This is a genomic window from Shewanella xiamenensis (assembly GCF_024971755.1).
In the GTDB taxonomy this organism is placed as follows: Bacteria; Pseudomonadota; Gammaproteobacteria; order Enterobacterales; family Shewanellaceae; genus Shewanella; species Shewanella xiamenensis.
The window spans coordinates 279,925-300,187 of record NZ_CP079718.1 but is presented as its reverse complement, the minus strand read 5'-3'; the positions used below and the strand labels follow the sequence as shown (position 1 = coordinate 300,187).

12 protein-coding genes and 3 rRNA genes are annotated in these 20,263 nt (G+C 46.4%); 8 read left to right on the top strand and 7 right to left on the bottom strand.

Annotated elements, in window-relative coordinates:
• Positions 1-275: 275 nt before the first annotated feature.
• The gene (yihA, locus tag KXJ80_RS02400; protein ID WP_037424068.1) at positions 276-935 is read right to left on the bottom strand and encodes a ribosome biogenesis GTP-binding protein YihA/YsxC; all 660 of its coding nucleotides are present in this window, start codon (positions 933-935) and stop codon (positions 276-278) included.
• Between the two features lie 169 nt (positions 936-1,104).
• On the opposite strand from yihA, the gene KXJ80_RS02395 reads away from it, so the two are divergent.
• From KXJ80_RS02395 to hemN, 5 genes are all read left to right on the top strand, one after another.
• Positions 1,105-1,728 (top strand): c-type cytochrome, encoded by a 624-nt coding sequence (locus KXJ80_RS02395; protein ID WP_037424071.1) that lies wholly within the window; start codon positions 1,105-1,107, stop codon positions 1,726-1,728.
• An 826-nt stretch (positions 1,729-2,554) separates the two neighbouring features.
• Positions 2,555-3,193 carry a class I SAM-dependent methyltransferase gene (locus KXJ80_RS02390; RefSeq protein WP_037429866.1) on the top strand — a complete coding sequence of 213 codons (639 nt, stop codon included), beginning with the start codon at positions 2,555-2,557 and terminating at the stop codon, positions 3,191-3,193.
• Positions 3,194-3,275: 82 nt separating this feature from the next.
• On the top strand, positions 3,276-3,827 hold the full coding sequence (gene yihI, locus KXJ80_RS02385) for a Der GTPase-activating protein YihI (RefSeq protein ID WP_037424074.1): 552 nt from the start codon (positions 3,276-3,278) through the stop codon (positions 3,825-3,827).
• 68 nt (positions 3,828-3,895) lie between these two features.
• Positions 3,896-4,363 carry a DUF2489 domain-containing protein gene (locus tag KXJ80_RS02380; RefSeq protein ID WP_037429860.1) on the top strand — a complete coding sequence of 156 codons (468 nt, stop codon included), beginning with the start codon at positions 3,896-3,898 and terminating at the stop codon, positions 4,361-4,363.
• 257 nt (positions 4,364-4,620) lie between these two features.
• On the top strand, positions 4,621-5,997 hold the full coding sequence (hemN, locus tag KXJ80_RS02375) for an oxygen-independent coproporphyrinogen III oxidase (protein WP_099457191.1): 1,377 nt from the start codon (positions 4,621-4,623) through the stop codon (positions 5,995-5,997).
• Positions 5,998-6,069: 72 nt separating this feature from the next.
• Here the strand turns inward: hemN and add are convergent, their stop codons facing one another.
• Positions 6,070-7,065 carry an adenosine deaminase gene (gene add, locus KXJ80_RS02370; RefSeq protein ID WP_011718822.1) on the bottom strand — a complete coding sequence of 332 codons (996 nt, stop codon included), beginning with the start codon at positions 7,063-7,065 and terminating at the stop codon, positions 6,070-6,072.
• Between the two features lie 211 nt (positions 7,066-7,276).
• Here add and KXJ80_RS02365 point away from each other — a divergent pair, with 211 nt between their 5' ends.
• Together KXJ80_RS02365 and KXJ80_RS02360 are read left to right on the top strand one after the other, a co-directional pair.
• On the top strand, positions 7,277-9,079 hold the full coding sequence (locus KXJ80_RS02365; protein ID WP_099457190.1) for a DUF885 domain-containing protein: 1,803 nt from the start codon (positions 7,277-7,279) through the stop codon (positions 9,077-9,079).
• Positions 9,080-9,181: 102 nt separating this feature from the next.
• Positions 9,182-10,195: an alpha/beta fold hydrolase gene (locus KXJ80_RS02360; RefSeq protein ID WP_069453902.1), complete on the top strand. Its 1,014-nt coding sequence runs from the start codon at positions 9,182-9,184 to the stop codon at positions 10,193-10,195.
• On the opposite strand, the gene KXJ80_RS02355 is transcribed toward KXJ80_RS02360, so the two are convergent.
• From KXJ80_RS02355 to ccoG, 5 genes are all read right to left on the bottom strand, one after another.
• The gene (locus KXJ80_RS02355) at positions 10,152-12,602 is read right to left on the bottom strand and encodes an EAL domain-containing protein (protein ID WP_099457189.1); all 2,451 of its coding nucleotides are present in this window, start codon (positions 12,600-12,602) and stop codon (positions 10,152-10,154) included. The genes KXJ80_RS02360 and KXJ80_RS02355 overlap by 44 nt on opposite strands.
• A 258-nt stretch (positions 12,603-12,860) precedes the next feature.
• Positions 12,861-12,976 (bottom strand): 5S ribosomal RNA (rrf, locus tag KXJ80_RS02350).
• Between the two features lie 124 nt (positions 12,977-13,100).
• Positions 13,101-15,993: ribosomal RNA gene (locus tag KXJ80_RS02345) — 23S ribosomal RNA — on the bottom strand.
• A 319-nt stretch (positions 15,994-16,312) separates the two neighbouring features.
• Positions 16,313-17,855 (bottom strand): 16S ribosomal RNA (locus KXJ80_RS02340).
• Together the 16S, 23S and 5S rRNA genes form the textbook arrangement of a ribosomal RNA operon.
• 520 nt (positions 17,856-18,375) lie before the next feature.
• Positions 18,376-19,803, bottom strand: a complete 1,428-nt coding sequence (ccoG, locus tag KXJ80_RS02335; protein ID WP_099457188.1) for a cytochrome c oxidase accessory protein CcoG — start codon at positions 19,801-19,803, stop codon at positions 18,376-18,378.
• A gap of 91 nt (positions 19,804-19,894) precedes the next feature.
• Here ccoG and KXJ80_RS02330 point away from each other — a divergent pair, with 91 nt between their 5' ends.
• On the top strand, positions 19,895-20,245 hold the full coding sequence (locus KXJ80_RS02330; RefSeq protein ID WP_037424115.1) for a hypothetical protein: 351 nt from the start codon (positions 19,895-19,897) through the stop codon (positions 20,243-20,245).
• Positions 20,246-20,263 lie beyond the last annotated feature (18 nt).

The window sequence follows — 20,263 nt, the reverse complement described above, 5'->3', positions numbered from 1 at the left end:
TTAGAGTATTTACTTTAATAAAAGATAAATTCGATGTATGCTGTCGTCATTGAGAACCATTGAAGGTAATTTGATGGTGCTTGAGTCTTGTTGAATTTAGCTTCTCCCCAAAAGAGCTAAAACTTTGGCCGGTGACTATTGTTATCGGCTATTTTTTTGCCTGAAACTTGAGGGTTGAGAGTTGAAAATCAATTGTTTTATAAGGGGATAGAGCGGGATATCGCAGCAGAAGATGGCCGAATGCACTTGTGGCATCCGACCATAAAGCAAAAGACTTACTCGGCGCCGTCTTGGTTTTCTAACTCATCGGCCAACCATTGCGGATGACACCATTCATTTAAGATACTGAGCACTTTAGGTTTGCCCGTGCCCTTGAGCGCAGAAAAAGGCTCAACCTGCACCCAATCTCCAAACTCAACCAGCGCTTTACGCACTTCGTTTACTGTCTTCATCTTCGCGCTTTGCGCCAGCTTATCTGACTTAGTCAGCAATGCGAGTACCGGAATTTCACTCGCCACCGCCCATTCAATCATCTGCATATCCAGATCTTTTAGGGGATGACGGATATCCATTAAAACCACAACACCACTTAAACAAGCACGCTTCTGTAAATACTCGCCTAGAGATTGTTGCCATTTAATCTTCATGGCTAATGGCACTTGGGCAAAACCATAACCCGGTAAATCGACTAATCTACGCTGTGCATCAAGCTCAAATACGTTAATCAGTTGAGTGCGTCCAGGCGTTTTACTGGTGCGAGCCAAGTTTTTTTGCTCAGTTAATGCATTGAGCGCACTCGATTTTCCAGCATTTGAGCGACCAGCGAAAGCAATCTCAACACCGACATCGCCAGGCAGATATTGATCCAAATGTGCAATGTCTGGTGCACTGATTAAAAACTTCGCCCTGCGAAAATCTATATGAGATTCAGTCACTATTTACTCCAATATATTTACTGCGCAATACCATAATTTATGAAGAATTGCTTACTTTTCCACGTTTTCGTGTAAAATATTACCCCGATCACATTAAACATATTTTACCACGCTTGCGGGTCACCCTAGTAAGCTCAGGATAATAATCTTAACCAGAAGTTGGAACGCCATGAAAAAGTTAGCTCTTGCGCTGTCTGTTGTAGTTGCCGCCATATCTTCACCTGCGATTGCTGAAGGTAATGCTGAAGCGGGAAAAACTAAAATTATCGTCTGTTCTGCCTGTCACGGTATGGACGGTAACAGCATGATCGATATGTACCCTAAGCTTGCGGGCCAACACGCCACATACCTCCAAAAGCAACTACATGATTTCCGTAGTGCGGCACAATCTGGCGGTAAAGATGGTCGTATGGATCCTATCATGAGTGGTATGGCAATGCCTCTTAGTGATCAAGATATTCTCGACATTACTGCATATTTCTCTACTCAAGCAATCCAAGTTGCTGAGGTGAAAGATGTTCCTGAGCTAGGTGCAAAACTTTACAAAGGTGGCGATGTGTCACGCGGCATCACTGCTTGTATGGCATGCCACGGCCCAGATGGTAAAGGTGCTGAATCAGCTGGTTTCCCAGCATTAGCTGGTCAACACGCTAACTATATCAAGATCCAACTGACTAAGTTCCGTGATGCAGGTCGTCACAATGACCTAAACGGTATGATGCAAGATGTCGCTAAGAAGTTAAATGACAGCGATATCGATGCACTATCTAAATATCTTGCTAGCCTGAAATAAGGTTTAGCGATGTAAAGAAGGGTGTGTTGTCACCCTTTTTTTACACTGCCTAGTTTACGTTAACGTAAACTGATAAAGATTCATGCTTGACATGGATCACAGATTTGGGTTTAATAAGCCCCGTACCGAGATAAACCCATCTGTTTGTACAAATAAATTAATAATAACTTACAGATTTCGGTATAATTAACATTCAAGATATAAGAATAAAGACTCTCAATAACAACAATATAACTAAGACCACTCTCTAATAATAACAAGAGCAGTGATTTCGCTTTGAAATCCAGGTCAGTACATTTTTGTAAGGGACGGCCGATAACGCCAATTTGCGAAAGCAAAACGCCTTACATTCAGGGTAACTTGCCCCATCAGGACACAGTTTTACATGATGTAAACTGTAGCAAAGGAAGCTAATCGCTTTGGATGCACTGGCTGGAAGCTTGTTATCACTGGAAGGTACTTCAAGTAACAAGGATGGTTGATTTAACGTCATTGATGACGCTGCTATAAAAGATGTGTCTTGAGACCATCTACGGAAACTGTGGTCAGGATGGCGACAGGAAAGAATTAAGAGTCTGGAAGACCGCTAACAAAAACACGCAGGGAAAGCAGTAAAAAAAAGAAGGATACCGACCGGGAAAGTCGCATAGCAAGTACGGATACTTGGAATCAGAATAGGGTGCTAAAATGCACTGTTTGTAAGGCGGCAGTTTAACTGCCGCCTTTTTTCTTTATGATTTTCAATCAAAACGCACTTTGTCTAGAAAGTGCACTCTGCAAATATAATTGTTACAATCAAAGCCTTAATCTTTTATCAGTTGACTCAATGCGCAGATGTCCCCTTTGTCATAGCACACAAACACTGTTGCTCCTACAGGACAAAAAACGGTGTTTTTATATTTGTCAGACATGCGGACTCACTTTTGCTGATGCAAATAGCCATCTTCCTCCTGCGGCAGAAAAACAGCGCTATGGCCGTTCACGTATTGCCGCCAAACAGCGCCAACTCTCGCAATTTATTTTGCCGCTACTGACACAAATACAACTGCAGCAAAAAGGTAGCCTTACGGGCTTAAATTTTGGACGCGTGTTAGATCAAACCAGTCTGGCGACCATTGAATCGGCGGGGCACACCTTCAAGCAATATGACCCTTTCTTTGCTCCTGACCATGAACCTCTAAAGCAAGAGTATGATTTTATTTGCTGCTACCGAGTATTTGAGCATTTTCAGTATCCCTTCAAAGAATGGAGATTACTGACCCGCTTGCTTAAACCAGGAGGCTGGTTAGCAATTAGTACTCCTTTATTAATTGATTTAGAAGGTTTTGCTAAGTGGCATTATAAAAACAATCTCACTCACGTGAGTTTTTACCAAAGACTAACTTTTGAATACCTAGCGAGTAATAGTGATTTTGAACTATTATTTGCCGCGAAAGACCTCGTTTTGATGCAAAAAACATCATAATCTGGTATAACAGCCGACCGAATTTAGCACTTAGTCGATCCAGTATCGGCTAGGCCATACGATGTAAATAATTGAGAAAATCATGTCTCGTAGCAAGAAAACACGCAAGGGCGGCGAGAATAGCCCCAAACAACAGCCAAGAGTGAAAAAGCAGGACCGTGCTGAAGTAACAGGCAAGCGCGCAGAAAAGGGTAACAAGTCTGGCAGTCGTCATAATGAAGCGCTGATCCAGGCTCAAGCACCACAGAAAAAGGCTGCACAGAGCAAAGATCCTCGCCATGGCAGTAAAAAACCTGTGGCTTTGACGTTGCCAACCGCGACAGAAAAGCCTGCCACGCCAAAGGTTAAGCAGCCAAAGTTAACTGACGAGCAAAAATTACTGAAGCTGGAAGAAGATCCAAGACTAAATCAGTTGCTCGATATGCTAGAAGAAGGTCGCAACTTAAATGATGCCGATCAAAAATGGTTAGATCAGCAGCTGAATAAGATTGAAGCCCTGATGATTAAACTGGGTATTAGCGATGAGCTAGAAGATGAAGTGCCAGCGAAATCTAAAGCTGATTCAGATGACGACCTGTTCGATCGCTTTGAATCAGGTGCCGAACTGCTAAAAGATTATCAAGATAAGTTTTAAATCTTAGAATATGCATAAAAACAAAACGATTATGTTTTGTTTTTATGCTTTCTGAACAAGGAGTTCTCGTGTCTACCACTCTTATCGTTCTTGGTTTTATCATTATTGTTGCCCTCAGTAGCTACGCCACTTTTTTACTCCTCAAACTCAAGCAACAAAAACACCGTCAACAAGCGCTTTTTGCCGAGCGCGAAGTGGCTGCTAATGCCAAACGAGCACAAGTACTCGAAGATATCCGCTATATTGCGACAGCCATGATTGAAGACCGCTGTGAAATCTCCGAAGGCGTGGTCAGGATTGGGCGTTTGTTTGAGATTTTATCCCTCAGCGAGCGAGTCGCACCAGAGTTTCCTGCACTCTTCCAACATTTTGAGTTAATTAAAAATCATCCGATTATGGAAGCCCGCCAAGCTCTGCCAAAGCAAGATCGAATGAAACTCGATTTTACACGAATGAAATCTGAAGCTGAGCTTGCCGAAGGTATTAACGAAGATGCTAAAAAGTTGTCGACTTATCAGCTAAAAGCACCGCACTAAAAACGCTTACTCCGCCTCGAAGCCAAATTTGGATCGGTTTCGAGGCGATCAATTTAAATCCGTTCATCACATAGAGTGCGACTTCCCGTGAGCCTGTGCACAAAACCTCCAAAAAACGACAGACACACGCTCTTTTTTCATAGATATTGCGTAACTTCTAAAATGGCAGACATCATTTTTACAACCTAGATCAAGGTTATTTACCTAAGAACCTTGCATACTTCGTTTGTTGCTAATTTACCCTCGGAGGACACGCCTTGAAGCAGCCCACTCAGATAAGCTGGGATCAGTCGATGATCGAAAAATATAACTACAGCGGTCCCCGTTATACTTCTTATCCAACGGCGCTAGAGTTCGATGATTCATTCACTGAACAAAACCTGTTAACGGCGATTGAAAACAGTAAGAGTGACAAACTGTCGCTGTATATTCACATCCCCTTCTGCGCCAAACTTTGCTACTACTGTGGCTGTAATAAAGTCATCACTCGCCACGCCCACAAAGCCGATCAATACATTGAGTATTTAAGCCTCGAAATTATTAAGCGTGCTCCGCTGTTTAAGCACTACACAGTCACCCAAATGCACTGGGGCGGCGGCACTCCAACCTTCTTAAATCCAGAGCAAATTTTGAAGTTAACCGACTTAATCAAGGCTAACTTTAACTTTGCCGCTGAAGGTGAGTTCTCGATCGAAGTTGACCCGCGTGAGATTGAGCTTTCAATGCTCGATACCTTAAAAGAAGCGGGCTTTAACCGCATTTCTATCGGGGTGCAGGACTTCAATAAAGAAGTACAAGTCGCAGTTAACCGCGAGCAGGACGAGCAATTTATTTTCGATTTAATGGCCAAAGCCAAGGATATGGGATTCGTCTCAACCAATATCGACTTAATTTACGGTCTGCCACATCAGACACCCGAAACATTCGCCGCCACCATGCAGCGCGTGTTAGACCTGTCACCCGATCGTCTATCCGTGTTCAACTATGCCCATTTACCCGCGCGTTTTGCCGCGCAGCGTAAGATCAAAGATGAACATTTACCATCGCCGAAACAGAAACTCGAGATGTTGCATCAAACGATCGAGACCTTAACCGGCGCGGGTTATCAGTACATCGGCATGGACCACTTCGCTAAGCCTGACGATGAGCTGGCTAAGTTACAACGCGAAGGCAAACTGCACCGTAACTTCCAGGGTTATACCACCCAAGAAGAATGCGACCTGCTCGGTCTGGGCGTGTCTTCAATCAGCCAAATCGGCGATTGTTATGCGCAAAACCAGAAGGACATTCGCCCTTACTACGAAGCCATCGATAAAGATGGCCATGCACTGTGGAAAGGTTGTAGCCTCAACCGTGACGACGAAATCCGCCGCGTAGTGATCAAGCAATTGATCTGCCACTTCGATTTAGATATGGCAAAAATGGATGACAAACTGGGTATTAAGTTTGAGGAATACTTCGCCGAAGACTTAAAACTACTGCAAACCTTTATCGACGATAAATTAGTTGAAATCGCCGACAGAAAGATCACCATCAGCCCCACAGGCCGCCTGTTGATCCGCAATATCTGTATGTGCTTCGACCTTTACTACCGTCAAAAAGCGCGTCAACAACAGTTCTCCCGTGTGATCTAACACTGACACATTTCCAATAAAAAAAATCCGACTCGAATGTCGGATTTTTTATTGGGCAAAAGAGCCGTTTACTTAAGCTTTAGCCGCATACAGCGCCTTGCGCTCACTCTCGGATAAAAACGCCATTTCCACCCCGTTGCGTTGCACCTGAGCCAGCTCAGCATCACTTAGTCCCAGTTCAGACTTAGCAATGCGATACTCATGCTTGATATCAATCGCACTCACACCCGGATCATCGGTGTTCAGGCTTATCAACACACCGGCATCCATAAAGGTTCTGAAGGGATGTTCAGCATAGGAAGACACTGTCGAGGTGTGCAGGTTGCTGGTTGGGCAAGATTCGATACCAATACGATGTTTAGCGAGATATTCCATCAGCTTAGGATCGTGAATCGCATTCACCCCATGGCCAATACGTGTCGCACCCAACTCCTGAATCGCTTGCCACATACTTTGCGAACCCGCCGCTTCCCCCGCATGGGCGGTAATGGCTAAGCCCGCGTCTCGTACTCGCTTAAAATGCTCGTTAAACAATTCGCCAGGGAAACCTAGCTCATCGCCGGCTAAATCCATCGCGACTAAATGTTGTTTATGGGCGAGTAAGCCTTCAAGCTCCTGAGTACAAGCGGCTTGGCCGAAAGAGCGCGACATAATCCCGATAAGATTGATTTTAACTTGGTAATCTTTCAGGCCCGCTTTTACCCCGTCGATAACCGCTTCAACCACACCTTCAATCGGTAGCTTATGGTTCATCGCCATGTAATATGGACTAAAACGCAGCTCCGCATAATCAAGGCCAGATAACGCCGCATCCGCCACGTTTTCATAGGCGACACGTTTTACCGCATCTAAATCAGCCAGAACTGCCACCATCCAGTCAAGCTTCTTCAAAAAGGCGACTAAGCTGGTTTCTTTCCCCTGAATTTGTACAAATGGCGCGAGAGTCTCTAAAGAATCGGCAGGCAAAGCAATGCCGTGTTGGTGTCCGAGTTCCCAAATGGTGTTCACTCGCACGTTACCATCTAAGTGACGATGCAAATCCACCAATGGAATGGATGTATTGATCATAATTAACCCCTATGTGAACTACCCAGCCAATGCTTTTGTTATTTGGTCTAGGGCGGACACTAAGTTTAACATGCATTCTTGGGTGGCACTTAGCTAAGGGCAGGATTTAAATTCACATTCAGTCACAATTCTGCTTAATATGCGTACAAGAATCTGGGGTAAACCTCAGGCATAATGACTTCAATAACAACGAAAATATCCGAGATAAATCATGCATAAACTCTTTACCCCAAGCTTACTTATTTGCGCCCTAACTGCCTGTAGCACAGCTCAAACTCCTATCGAACATACACCTACAACCATCACTACAGCGCAGGCGCCAGCCAAAACTATGGCCCCAGCACTGCAAGCGATTGCTGATCAAAGTTGGCAACTCCAACTCAGTGCCAACCCAGAAATGGCCTATGGAATGGGGGATAAGAGTGCTGCGGGTAAACTACAAAATCTGTCTCCAGAAGCCTTAGCCAAGCTCAATCAGGGACAAATTGCCATTCTGGCCCAATTGAAAGCACTGGATCGCAGCAAGCTGAGTAAAGAAGATAAAATCAACGCCCAAATCCTCGAGGATCAGATCCAAAATGAGGTTGATCTCTATAAATACAAGGATTACTACCTGCCAATCACCGCAGAGAGCGGCTTCCACGCCTATATATCTTCCATTGCACAAGGGCGATTCAACACCCTAGAGGATTACCAAAACTACCTAGGTAAGCTTAAGGCGCTACCGACCTATTTTGCACAGCAAACCCATTGGTTAAAACAAGGCTTAAAGGAAGGCATTACACCGCCTAAGGCGACGCTCAAGGGATTTGAAAACAGCATTAGCGCTTACATCTTACCGGTAGAGAAAAGCAGCTATTTCAAGCCATTTACTCAATATCCAAGCCACTTTACTAAGGCGCAAAAAGCGCAACTGACCCAAGAAGGCCGAGCATCGGTCGAACAGAATGTGCTCCCGACCTATCAGGCTTTTTATGATTTTATGACTCAGGAGTATATGCCCAACACTCGGGAAAATATTGCTGCCAACAGCTTACCCGATGGAGATGCCTTCTATGAGAACCGCGTTCGCTACTACACAACCTTAAATATGACCTCGGCCGAAGTGCACGAACTTGGTTTAAAAGAAGTAAAGCGTATCCGCCAGGAAATGGAGCAAGTCATTACGTCTGTTGGCTTTAAAGGCAGCTTTGCCGACTTTCTACATTTCTTAAGAACCGATCCCCAGTTTTATACCACCAGTGCGGATCAGCTCCTGAAAGAGGCGGCCTTTATTGCCAAAAAAGCCGATGCCATGTTGCCCAAATATTTTGGTAAATTGCCGCGAAAACCCTACGGTATCGCGCCAGTGCCGGCCGAAATCGCCCCTAAATATACCTCAGGCCGTTATTCAGGCTCTAATCGTGATGACGAGCCGGGTTACTACTGGGTTAATACCTACGCCTTAGATAAGCGCCCGCTCTATGAACTCGAAGCGCTAACGCTACACGAAGCTGTGCCTGGTCATCATCTGCAGATTTCACTCAACTCCGAACTGAGCTCGTTGCCTGATTTTCGTCGCTACAGCTACATTTCGGCCTTTGGTGAAGGTTGGGGATTGTATAGCGAGTACTTAGGCTTAGAAGCGGGATTCTATCAAGACCCTTACAGTAACTTTGGACGTCTCACTTACGAGATGTGGCGCGCCGCTCGCCTCGTTGTCGATACGGGGATGCACGCCCAAGGTTGGAGTCGAGAACAAGCCATCGAGTTTATGGCGAGCAACACGGCGTTATCGCTCCACAATGTGACCACTGAGATTGACCGCTACATTACCTGGCCAGGGCAAGCACTCTCCTACAAGATTGGTGAGCTCACCATTAAACGCCTACGCGCGAAAGCCGAGCAAGCCTTAGGCGACAAATTCGATATTCGCGCCTTCCACGACGCCGTATTAGAAAATGGTTCAGTGCCTATGTCAGTGCTGGAGCAACAGATAAACAACTTTATCGAAGCACAAAAAGCCACGATTTAAGTTCATCCCAAGGGAGCGGGTATTTTCCTGCTCCCTTTCCTGCCCGCCCCAGTTCTCTGATACACTCTAGCAAACCTTTTTGCCCGAGATGTGTGACAGAGTATGAGCCAAACGCCCCTAAACTTTCCAAGGGAAGAGTTTTCCAAGGTAGCTTTTTCAACGGAACACGATTTAAATACTTCTGAACAGCAAGCCTTTTGGCAAACCGTTATCCAAGACACACTCAAAACCCCCGATGGATTAACCTTGGCCTACATGATGGTCAAGCATCCCAAGGCCCATGCCAGCATAGTCATCAGCAGTGGCCGAGTTGAGTCCTACTTAAAGTATCAAGAATTGGTATTTGACTTGTACCAGCAAGGCTATTCGGTGTTTGCCATTGATCATCGCGGGCAGGGATTATCGAGCCGCATGACGGCAAATCCCCATCAAGGCCATGTGCGGCGGTTCAATGACTATATCGACGACTTTGCCCTGTTTATGCAAAGCGTTGTACTCAAACATGCCACTTCGCCGCTGTTCTTACTCGGGCATTCCATGGGCGGTGCCATCGGCACCTTGTATCTCAAACAACATCCAGATGTGTTTACCGCGGCAGCATTCTCAGCCCCCATGTATGGCATTAAGTTACCTATGCCTAAAGGGTTTGTCCGTTGGTTAGCCAGTAAGCTCGATACTAGCCTCAACGGTGGAGAGCCTAACTATGTTCTCAGCGGGCAAAACTATAAGGCCGCTCCCTTTAAAGGCAATGATCTCACCCATTGCCAGAGCCGTTATCAAGCTTACCGAGAATTGTACGATGCAGCGCCAAAGCTACAATTAGGCTCACCGACTAACCGCTGGTTGACTGAATCCTTAGATGCGGCCGATGCCTGTGTCTTGGCCACGGCACATATCCGCACTCCTATTCTGATCCTACAAGCTGGCGAGGATAAAATTGTCGACAATGCCGCACAAAATCTTGCGGTGAGTTCTAATTGCCAACTAAAAGTGATTGCAGGTGCTGCCCATGAAATTTTTATGGAGAAAGATAGCTATCGCAATCAAGCACTAAATTACGTACTCGACTTTTTTAAACGCTACGCAACAAGGGACGTGGACAAGCAAGCTGTATAAAATCATTAAAACTCAAGGCTCGAGCGATATTGTAGCCTTGAAAGTGCGTACATCCTAAGGCTGTAAATAGCTGCTGTTGCTGTACAGATTCGACACCTTTCGCCACTATCGGCAGTTTAAAAGATTGTATCGATTGGATAAGCGCTTGGCTCCAACTGGCATCAACCAGCAAGCTTGCAGCACAATGCAAATCTAACTTAACCTCTGTAAGCGGGTAGTGGTGTAGGCAACTTAAGGCGCACTGACCAGCACCAAAGTTATCTAATGTAATCGCAATACCAGCCTCTGTTAACTGTCGGATACGTGGCTCAACAAAAGCGTTAGCGGTAAGCAATATACCCTCAGCAAGTTCAACCCCCAGTTGCTTATCATCAAGCTCATAGGAACGAACTAAAGTAATAAATTGATCTACAAAATCAGCTTGGCAAAAAGATAAGGTACTTATATTCAACGTCATACGCGGTAGTATGATGCCCTGTCGCTTAAACTTTTTGACTAACTGACAAACTCGATCGGCAACATTTAAATCAAGCGCGGCGATTAATCCATTATGCTCAGCTAAGCGAATAAACTGCGCTACAGGCACGATTTCACCATTGGTTAAATACCAGCGAGATAAAACCTCTACAGAAACAATTTTGCCTTGCCTATCAACAACAGGCTGGAACATCAAAGAGAGTTGATTGTCAGTAATCGCATGTTGTAATGCACTGATTAATGACGATTCAGGATCAACAGCAGACGCTAAGTCTGGATGATAAAACGCGCATCCCTCATGCTCCAGTGACAGAGCACACTTCATTGCGAGTTGCGCACGCTGAACCACGAGTTCTGGAGTGAGAGTATCGACGGGATCTAATAAACAAATACCCACGTTGGCACTCAAACTAAAATGAGACTCTCCATAATGGAAAGGGCGAATCGTAATTTGTCTTAACTCGGTTGCCAAAGCTAATGCTCGACGCCCTGCAATCTCAGCATCAACGGCCAACTCCTTAATTAAAAGAGCAAAATGACCAAGTTCAATATGAGCAACGACAATGTTCTCTGTAAAGTAACTCGAGAGCCTTGCACTTAACTGCGACAGTAAACGCTCAAGTTCGTGGGATGATAATGCCTCGCTAACGCCTAAGGTATCGACATTAACGAATAATAATGCTCCCCACTGGCCAGAACTATTACGTTGAGTCAGGTAATGTGACAATTGCACCATAAATATTTCAGGAAGCATCCGATGACCACCTGCCGATTGTTTCACTAACTCCGCAATCGCAGCATGGTTTCTCTCACTCTCTGATACATCGACATGAATGCCTATCATCCGAGTCGGTCTACCAAGATGGTCCCAGTCGACTAACATGCCACGGTCAAATACCCAGACATAATGCCCTTCGCGGTGCTGTAAGCGATGAACACTCTCAAACTCTTTTGTTTTTCCGCTCACATATTCCTGTAAGCAATGCAATACAGCCCGTCTATCATCGGGATGCAAACGTGTTTCCCATGTCTGGAATACCCCTTCCAGTTCATCGGGTTGATAACCTATCATTTCTTTCCAGCGATCGGAGAGAAACACTTCGCCAGTACGAAGATCCCAATCCCAAATACCATTGCGCGACCCTTCAACGGCAAATAACCAACGCTGTTCACTATCATTAAGCTGTTTAACCGCTCGCGCTAACCGCTCATGAACCAATTGAAGGTTTGTTTGCAGGGATAAAATCTCGGACGCACTCCAAGGTACTTGAGTAGAAAATGCCGATGTGCCGACATGTTGTGCCGATTTGCATAACAGCTTCAGTGGACGTATTAGCAGATAATATAACACGCAGGTAAAGCCAATAAGCAGCAACGCCCCAAGCCCCCACACACGCATAAATCGCTGTTGTAACTCGCTTGATGCTCTCGCGACCAAAGGGGCTAGATCAGATTCAAGATAAAGCAGCTCTGTGGCCCCAGGATACTGGGCGTCAACTGGATAATAAGCTTGAATTGATAACCTTTCTGGATTGACCGAAATACTTGCCTGACCTGATTGCACTACGGCATGATGTCTAAGCACATCATATCCATCAATCACTTCTATCGCATTGCTATCGCGCCAAACAGTATGATTAGCAAAACGGATCCGACTGTTCGCATCCAGCAAGATATAAACCATCACATTCATATCTAAGGTTGCTAGAGACACTTCCTGCTCAATCCGCTCAATATCTTGCAGTGCCTGTGCTGACTGAACAACAGCCTGCATACGCAAAAGCTGCTGTTTTATCTGACTAACTTGACGATCAGCTAACTCCTTACGCACCAGTTCACTCTCATAAAAATACTCAGCCGTCACTAACACTAAATAAAGTGTCAGCATACACACAGGAATTAATACGGCGAGTGAGAGTTTGCGAAGCATTGGTAGCTTATGATCTTAAATAAAGAAATAGACGCCCTGTATGCTAACGGTAAACCTACGACTAAGCAAAAAGACTTAACATAAATACGAGTATTTTGGAGAATACTGCCTAAAAATTAAGACAGTGATTGATTGTAATCATCTAATAACATTTAGATGATTTGAATATGGGATCGCTATGTTACAACAAACAGGCAGTTTGAAATATCAAAAACAAAAAAGCCAGCTTATTCAGCTGGCTTCATTGTTTAATTAGGCGCTTGGCGATGACCTACTCTCACATGGGGAGACCCCACACTACCATCGGCGCGATTGCGTTTCACTTCTGAGTTCGGGATGGGATCAGGTGGGACCACAATGCTATTGTCACCAAGCAAATTTGTTATTCACTACCCGTCTTATTGTCGCAGGCAGTAAATTAAATTCGGAAAGCTGTTTGAGTTACACTTCTTAAGTGTTCATATTCGTCTAAGAACTTGCAAAACCCATCTGGGTTGTATGGTTAAGCCTCTCGAGTCATTAGTATCAGTTAGCTCAACGCCTCACAACGCTTACACACCTGACCTATCAACGTCCTAGTCTCGAACGGCTCTTTAGTGGACTTATAGTCCAAGGGATGACTCATCTTGGGGCTCGCTTCCCGCTTAGATGCTTTCAGCGGTTATCGATTCCGAACATAGCTACCGGGCAATGCCATTGGCATGACAACCCGAACACCAGCGGTTCGTTCACTCCGGTCCTCTCGTACTAGGAGCAACTCCCCTCAATCATCCAACGCCCACGGCAGATAGGGACCGAACTGTCTCACGACGTTCTGAACCCAGCTCGCGTACCACTTTAAATGGCGAACAGCCATACCCTTGGGACCGACTTCAGCCCCAGGATGTGATGAGCCGACATCGAGGTGCCAAACACCGCCGTCGATATGAACTCTTGGGCGGTATCAGCCTGTTATCCCCGGAGTACCTTTTATCCGTTGAGCGATGGCCCTTCCATTCAGAACCACCGGATCACTATGACCTACTTTCGTACCTGCTCGACGTGTCTGTCTCGCAGTTAAGCTGGCTTATGCCATTGCACTAACCGTACGATGTCCGACCGTACTTAGCCAACCTTCGTGCTCCTCCGTTACTCTTTGGGAGGAGACCGCCCCAGTCAAACTACCCACCAGGCACTGTCCTTACCCCAGATAATGGGGCCAAGTTAGAACATCAACACTACAAGGGTGGTATTTCAAGGACGACTCCATCAGAACTAGCGTTCCAACTTCATAGTCTCCCACCTATCCTACACATGTAGGGTCAATGTTCAGTGCCAAGCTATAGTAAAGGTTCACGGGGTCTTTCCGTCTAGCCGCGGGTATACGGCATCTTCACCGCAATTTCAACTTCACTGAGTCTCGGCTGGAGACAGCGTGGCCATCATTACGCCATTCGTGCAGGTCGGAACTTACCCGACAAGGAATTTCGCTACCTTAGGACCGTTATAGTTACGGCCGCCGTTTACCGGGGCTTCGATCATGAGCTTCTCTTGCGATAACCCAATCAATTAACCTTCCGGCACCGGGCAGGCGTCACACCGTATACGTCATCTTGCGATTTTGCACAGTGCTGTGTTTTTGATAAACAGTTGCAGCCACCTGGTATCTGCGACTCCCGTCAGCTTAGAGAGCAAGTCTCATCACCAACAAGAGCGTACCTTCTCCCGAAGTTACGGTACCATTTTGCCTAGTTCCTTCAGCCGAGTTCTCTCAAGCGCCTTGGTATTCTCTACCCGACCACCTGTGTCGGTTTGGGGTACGATTCCCGCTAACCTGAAGCTTAGAAGATTTTCCTGGAAGCATGGCATCAACTACTTCATCCCCTTGGGGACTCGTCATCAGCTCTCAGTGTATAGTGACCCGGATTTGCCTAAGTCACCCACCTACCACCTTAAACGCGGACTACCAACGCCGCGCTAGCCTAGCCTTCTCCGTCTCTCCATCGCAGTTAGCGGAAGTACAGAAATATTAATCTGTTTCCCATCGATTACGCCTTTCGGCCTCACCTTAGGGGTCGACTCACCCTGCCCCGATTAACGTTGGACAGGAACCCTTGGTCTTTCGGCGAGGGGGTTTTTCACCCCCTTTATCGTTACTCATGTCAGCATTCGCACTTCTGATACCTCCAGTGTGGGTTACCCCTTCACCTTCAACGGCTTACAGAACGCTCCTCTACCGCGCAACTCTAATGAATTGCACCCGTAGCTTCGGTGGTATGTTTAGCCCCGTTACATCTTCCGCGCAGGCCGACTCGACTAGTGAGCTATTACGCTTTCTTTAAATGATGGCTGCTTCTAAGCCAACATCCTAGCTGTCTAAGCCTTCCCACATCGTTTCCCACTTAACATACACTTTGGGACCTTAGCTGACGGTCTGGGTTGTTTCCCTTTTGACGACGGACGTTAGCACCCGCCGTCTGTCTCCCGAGTAGTACTCATTGGTATTCGGAGTTTGCAAAGGGTTGGTAAGTCGGGATGACCCCCTAGCCTTAACAGTGCTCTACCCCCAATGGTATTCGCTCGAGGCGCTACCTAAATAGCTTTCGAGGAGAACCAGATATCTCCCGGTTTGATTGGCCTTTCACCCCCAGCCACAAGTCATCCGCTAATTTTTCAACATTAGTCGGTTCGGTCCTCCAGTTGATGTTACTCAACCTTCAACCTGCCCATGGCTAGATCACCGGGTTTCGGGTCTACGCCTTGCAACTAAACGCGCAGTTAACACTCGGTTTCCCTACGGCTCCGCTATTCGCTTAACCTCGCTACAAAACGTAAGTCGCTGACCCATTATACAAAAGGTACGCAGTCACGGTCTCAAGAACCGCTCCCACTGCTTGTACGTATACGGTTTCAGGTTCTATTTCACTCCCCTCACAGGGGTTCTTTTCGCCTTTCCCTCACGGTACTGGTTCACTATCGGTCAGTCAGGAGTATTTAGCCTTGGAGGATGGTCCCCCCATATTCAAACAGGATATCACGTGTCCCGCCTTACTCGTTTTCATCAAAGGTTAGTTTTCGTGTACGGGGCTATCACCCTGTGCCGCTGGACTTTCCAGACCATTCCACTAACACCCCTCTGACTTAAGGGCTAATCCCCGTTCGCTCGCCGCTACTAGGGGAATCTCGGTTGATTTCTTTTCCTAAGGGTACTTAGATGTTTCAGTTCCCCTCGTTTGCCTCATTAAGCTATGTATTCACTTAATGATGACACCTTATGGTGCCGGGTTCCCCCATTCGGACATCGTTAGCTCAAATGCTTGTTACTAGCTCGCCAACGCTTTTCGCAAGTTACTACGTCCTTCATCGCCTCTGACTGCCAAGGCATCCACCGTATACGCTTAGTCGCTTAACCATACAACCCAAATAGGTTTCACTTGCGTGAGCCACTTGCGCTGTTGCGACCAGCTGGTTTTACTTGTCTCATCTTCGACCAAGAAGATGGACTCGCCTTAGACTTGAATATTCAAGACACTTAACAAGTGTTTTAAGAACTCAATTTTTTTCGTATTAACACAACGACAGACATCATTGCGTTAATTACTATCAGCTTTCCAAATTGTTAAAGAACAATGCATACCGGCTCGCGGTGCATGTCGCTCTCCCTTCCCTTACAGGAAGTTCAACAAGCCATCTGTGTGAACACTCAACAAACATCGAGTTAGTCGTATAGGTAAGGAGGTGATCCAGCCCCAGGTTCCCCTAGGGCTACCTTGTTACGACTTCACCCCAGTCATGAACCACAAAGTGGTGAGCGCCCCCCCGAAGGTTAAGCTACCCACTTCTTTTGCAGCCCACTCCCATGGTGTGACGGGCGGTGTGTACAAGGCCCGGGAACGTATTCACCGTGGCATTCTGATCCACGATTACTAGCGATTCCGACTTCATGGAGTCGAGTTGCAGACTCCAATCCGGACTACGACGAGCTTTGTGAGATTAGCTCCACCTCGCGGCTTTGCAACCCTCTGTACTCGCCATTGTAGCACGTGTGTAGCCCTACTCGTAAGGGCCATGATGACTTGACGTCGTCCCCACCTTCCTCCGGTTTATCACCGGCAGTCTCCCTAGAGTTCCCACCATTACGTGCTGGCAAATAAGGATAGGGGTTGCGCTCGTTGCGGGACTTAACCCAACATTTCACAACACGAGCTGACGACAGCCATGCAGCACCTGTCTCACGGTTCCCGAAGGCACAAGTCCATCTCTGGTCTCTTCCGTGGATGTCAAGAGTAGGTAAGGTTCTTCGCGTTGCATCGAATTAAACCACATGCTCCACCGCTTGTGCGGGCCCCCGTCAATTCATTTGAGTTTTAACCTTGCGGCCGTACTCCCCAGGCGGTCTACTTAATGCGTTAGCTTGAGAGCCCAGTGTTCAAGACACCAAACTCCGAGTAGACATCGTTTACGGCGTGGACTACCAGGGTATCTAATCCTGTTTGCTCCCCACGCTTTCGTGCATGAGCGTCAGTCTTTGTCCAGGGGGCCGCCTTCGCCACCGGTATTCCTCCAGATCTCTACGCATTTCACCGCTACACCTGGAATTCTACCCCCCTCTACAAGACTCTAGTTCGCCAGTTCGAAATGCTATTCCTAGGTTGAGCCCAGGGCTTTCACATCTCGCTTAACAAACCGCCTGCGCACGCTTTACGCCCAGTAATTCCGATTAACGCTCGGACCCTCCGTATTACCGCGGCTGCTGGCACGGAGTTAGCCGGTCCTTCTTCTGTAGGTAACGTCACAGATGAGCCGTATTAAGACTCACCCTTTCCTCCCTACTGAAAGTGCTTTACAACCCGAAGGCCTTCTTCACACACGCGGCATGGCTGCATCAGGGTTTCCCCCATTGTGCAATATTCCCCACTGCTGCCTCCCGTAGGAGTCTGGGCCGTGTCTCAGTCCCAGTGTGGCTGATCATCCTCTCAGAACAGCTAGGGATCGTCGCCTTGGTGAGCCATTACCTCACCAACTAGCTAATCCCACCTAGGTTCATCCAATCGCGAGAGGCCCGAAGGTCCCCCTCTTTCCCCCGTAGGGCGTATGCGGTATTAGCAGTCGTTTCCAACTGTTATCCCCCTCGACTGGGCAGATCCCTAGGCATTACTCACCCGTCCGCCGCTCGCCACCTCAGGAGTAAACTCCCTTGTGCTGCCGCTCGACTTGCATGTGTTAGGCCTGCCGCCAGCGTTCAATCTGAGCCATGATCAAACTCTTCAATTAAAAGTTTTTTGAACCCGAAGATTCGGCTCAATGAATTCTGAATCGACTTAACTTAATAAGTCGTTGTACATATTGCTATGAACACTCATTCATTGATTTAATTCTTTGATTACTCGCCAAACGGCAGAGTAATTTCGATTAACTCAACACCTGTGAGTGTCCACACAGATTTCTTGTTTAGATTGTTAAAGAGCATTTGACCTCATCGCTTGCGTTACCGCTCACTGGGTCAGGGCTGCGTATTCTACGCATTTCCTTTGTCGCGTCAAGGCGTTTTTACAAACTTCTTGAGGCTTTCGAATCAACTGCACATTTTGCATTCGATTCGCACTGTAACCGCCCTCGCTTTCGCTGTCTGCCGTGTCAGTGGATGCGCATTATAGGCAGCGAAACTTTTTGTGCAAGGGCTTTTTGTCAGAAAATTACGATAAATCATCTAGACGCCTAGATATCCAGCAACATGAATAAAAAAGGGACTAAACAGTCCCTTTTTAAACTCATTTGGTTAACGAAACAGTAACTATGGGCTGAAGAATCGCGATTCTTGCTCGACTTCGACTTCTTCACCATCAATATGGGTTTTCACTTTTATCTCGATGTTTGTCACTGAACGCGAAAGTTCGACCGGATCGACCCCGATACTAATAGGTAGAGTTAATACCTCTCCACCAGCAATCGTCACTGAGGTAGGTCCATACCACTTATAGTTGTTGAGGCCTTCAACACTCATAGTGTATTCATGAGCTTGCTCTGTCTTATTCAGGATCTTCAAGGTGAAGGTGTTTTCAATCAAACCTCGATCATTTTCTCGATAGAGTTGATTACGGTCGCGGATAATATCCATACGCACTGGCGCAATTGTCGCACTCGCATAGATAAAGATCAGTATCATCGCGGCCAGCACCACACCATAACCCACCAGCTTCGGACGCAGTACCTTCTCTTTAATACCTTCGAGTTTATTTTCGGTGGTGTAACTAATCAGCCCTAGAGGGTATCCCATCCGCTCCATGGTTTGGTCGCACGCATCAATACAGGCACCACAGTTAATACATTCATATTGCAAGCCATTACGAATATCGATACCGGTAGGGCAAACCTGAACACAGAGGTCGCAGTCAATACAATCTCCTAGACCCATTTCTTTGGGGTCGGCTTTACGTGAGCGCGGGCCGCGGGTCTCACCGCGTTTTGCATCGTAACCAACGATATAGGTGTTTTTATCAAACATCGCCGATTGGAAACGCGCGTAAGGGCACATATGAATACACATGATTTCACGCATCCAACCCGCATTACCGTAGGTCGCTAAGGTAAAAAACACCACCCAGAAGTAGATTGCGCCTGATGCATTAAAGGTAAATACATCGACATAGACTTCACGGCTCGGCACAAAATAGGATACAAAGGTCATTGCCGTGATGAGCGAAAGCACTATCCATGCAGTGTGTTTTGCGGTTTTGCGCCAGATTTTGTCAAAACCCCATGGCATTTGATCTAGCTTAATGCGCTTATTACGGGCACCTTCGAGTTTTTCCTCAAACCAAATGAACATAAACGTCCAAACGGTTTGCGGGCAAGTGTAACCACACCAAACTCGGCCGAGATAGGTTGTCACAAAAAATAACGCAAAGGCGGCTATCATAAAGAGAGCGGCAAGTAAGGTCAGATCCTGCGGCCAAATCGTTAAGCCAAAGACATGGAATTTCTGCTCAGCGAGGTTAAACCATACGGCTTGACGGTCGCCCCAAGGGATCCAAGGTAATATCAGGAAGAAGAGCATTGCTATCCAGCCCATGCGGCGGCGTAAACTACTCCATAATCCATCGATTGCACGGACATAAATCCGATTACGGGGGTTAAAGCGATCAGCCTTATCTGCATCAGGCTGGTGAATCTTAATTCGATTGGTTTTCGAATAGTCCTTGTTATTAGATTCTGCGTTCATCGTGACAGCCTTTTACTGCTTTAATATTGGACGAAAACTGGCTTATTATACCCATATTATTAATGGTTATTCACTTATGTTGGACTAAAAGATGAAAGGTTGGATCATATTAGCGCTCCTTTGTGGTGCATTATATTACTTATACACCGAAACAGACAAACTAGATGCACCTATAGCAAAAACAGAGGAAATGGTTCAAAAGATAGAAAGCAAAGTGAGCTCAGCAATGGGCACTCAGATAATTAAAATTAACCAAAATCTCACGAAAGCACGAACAGAGATATTGGAGCGGTTATCAGCATCTGAGGCTGAAGAGTTTAATAAAATCCCACTCACCGAAGATGGCATTGCTGATTTTAAAGAAAACTACTGTGGCACTACAGCCACTGAGCATCCCATTTTTAGCCGAGATAACTTGCTATTTATCTGCGATAACCTCTAATTCCACTAACAGGCAAAC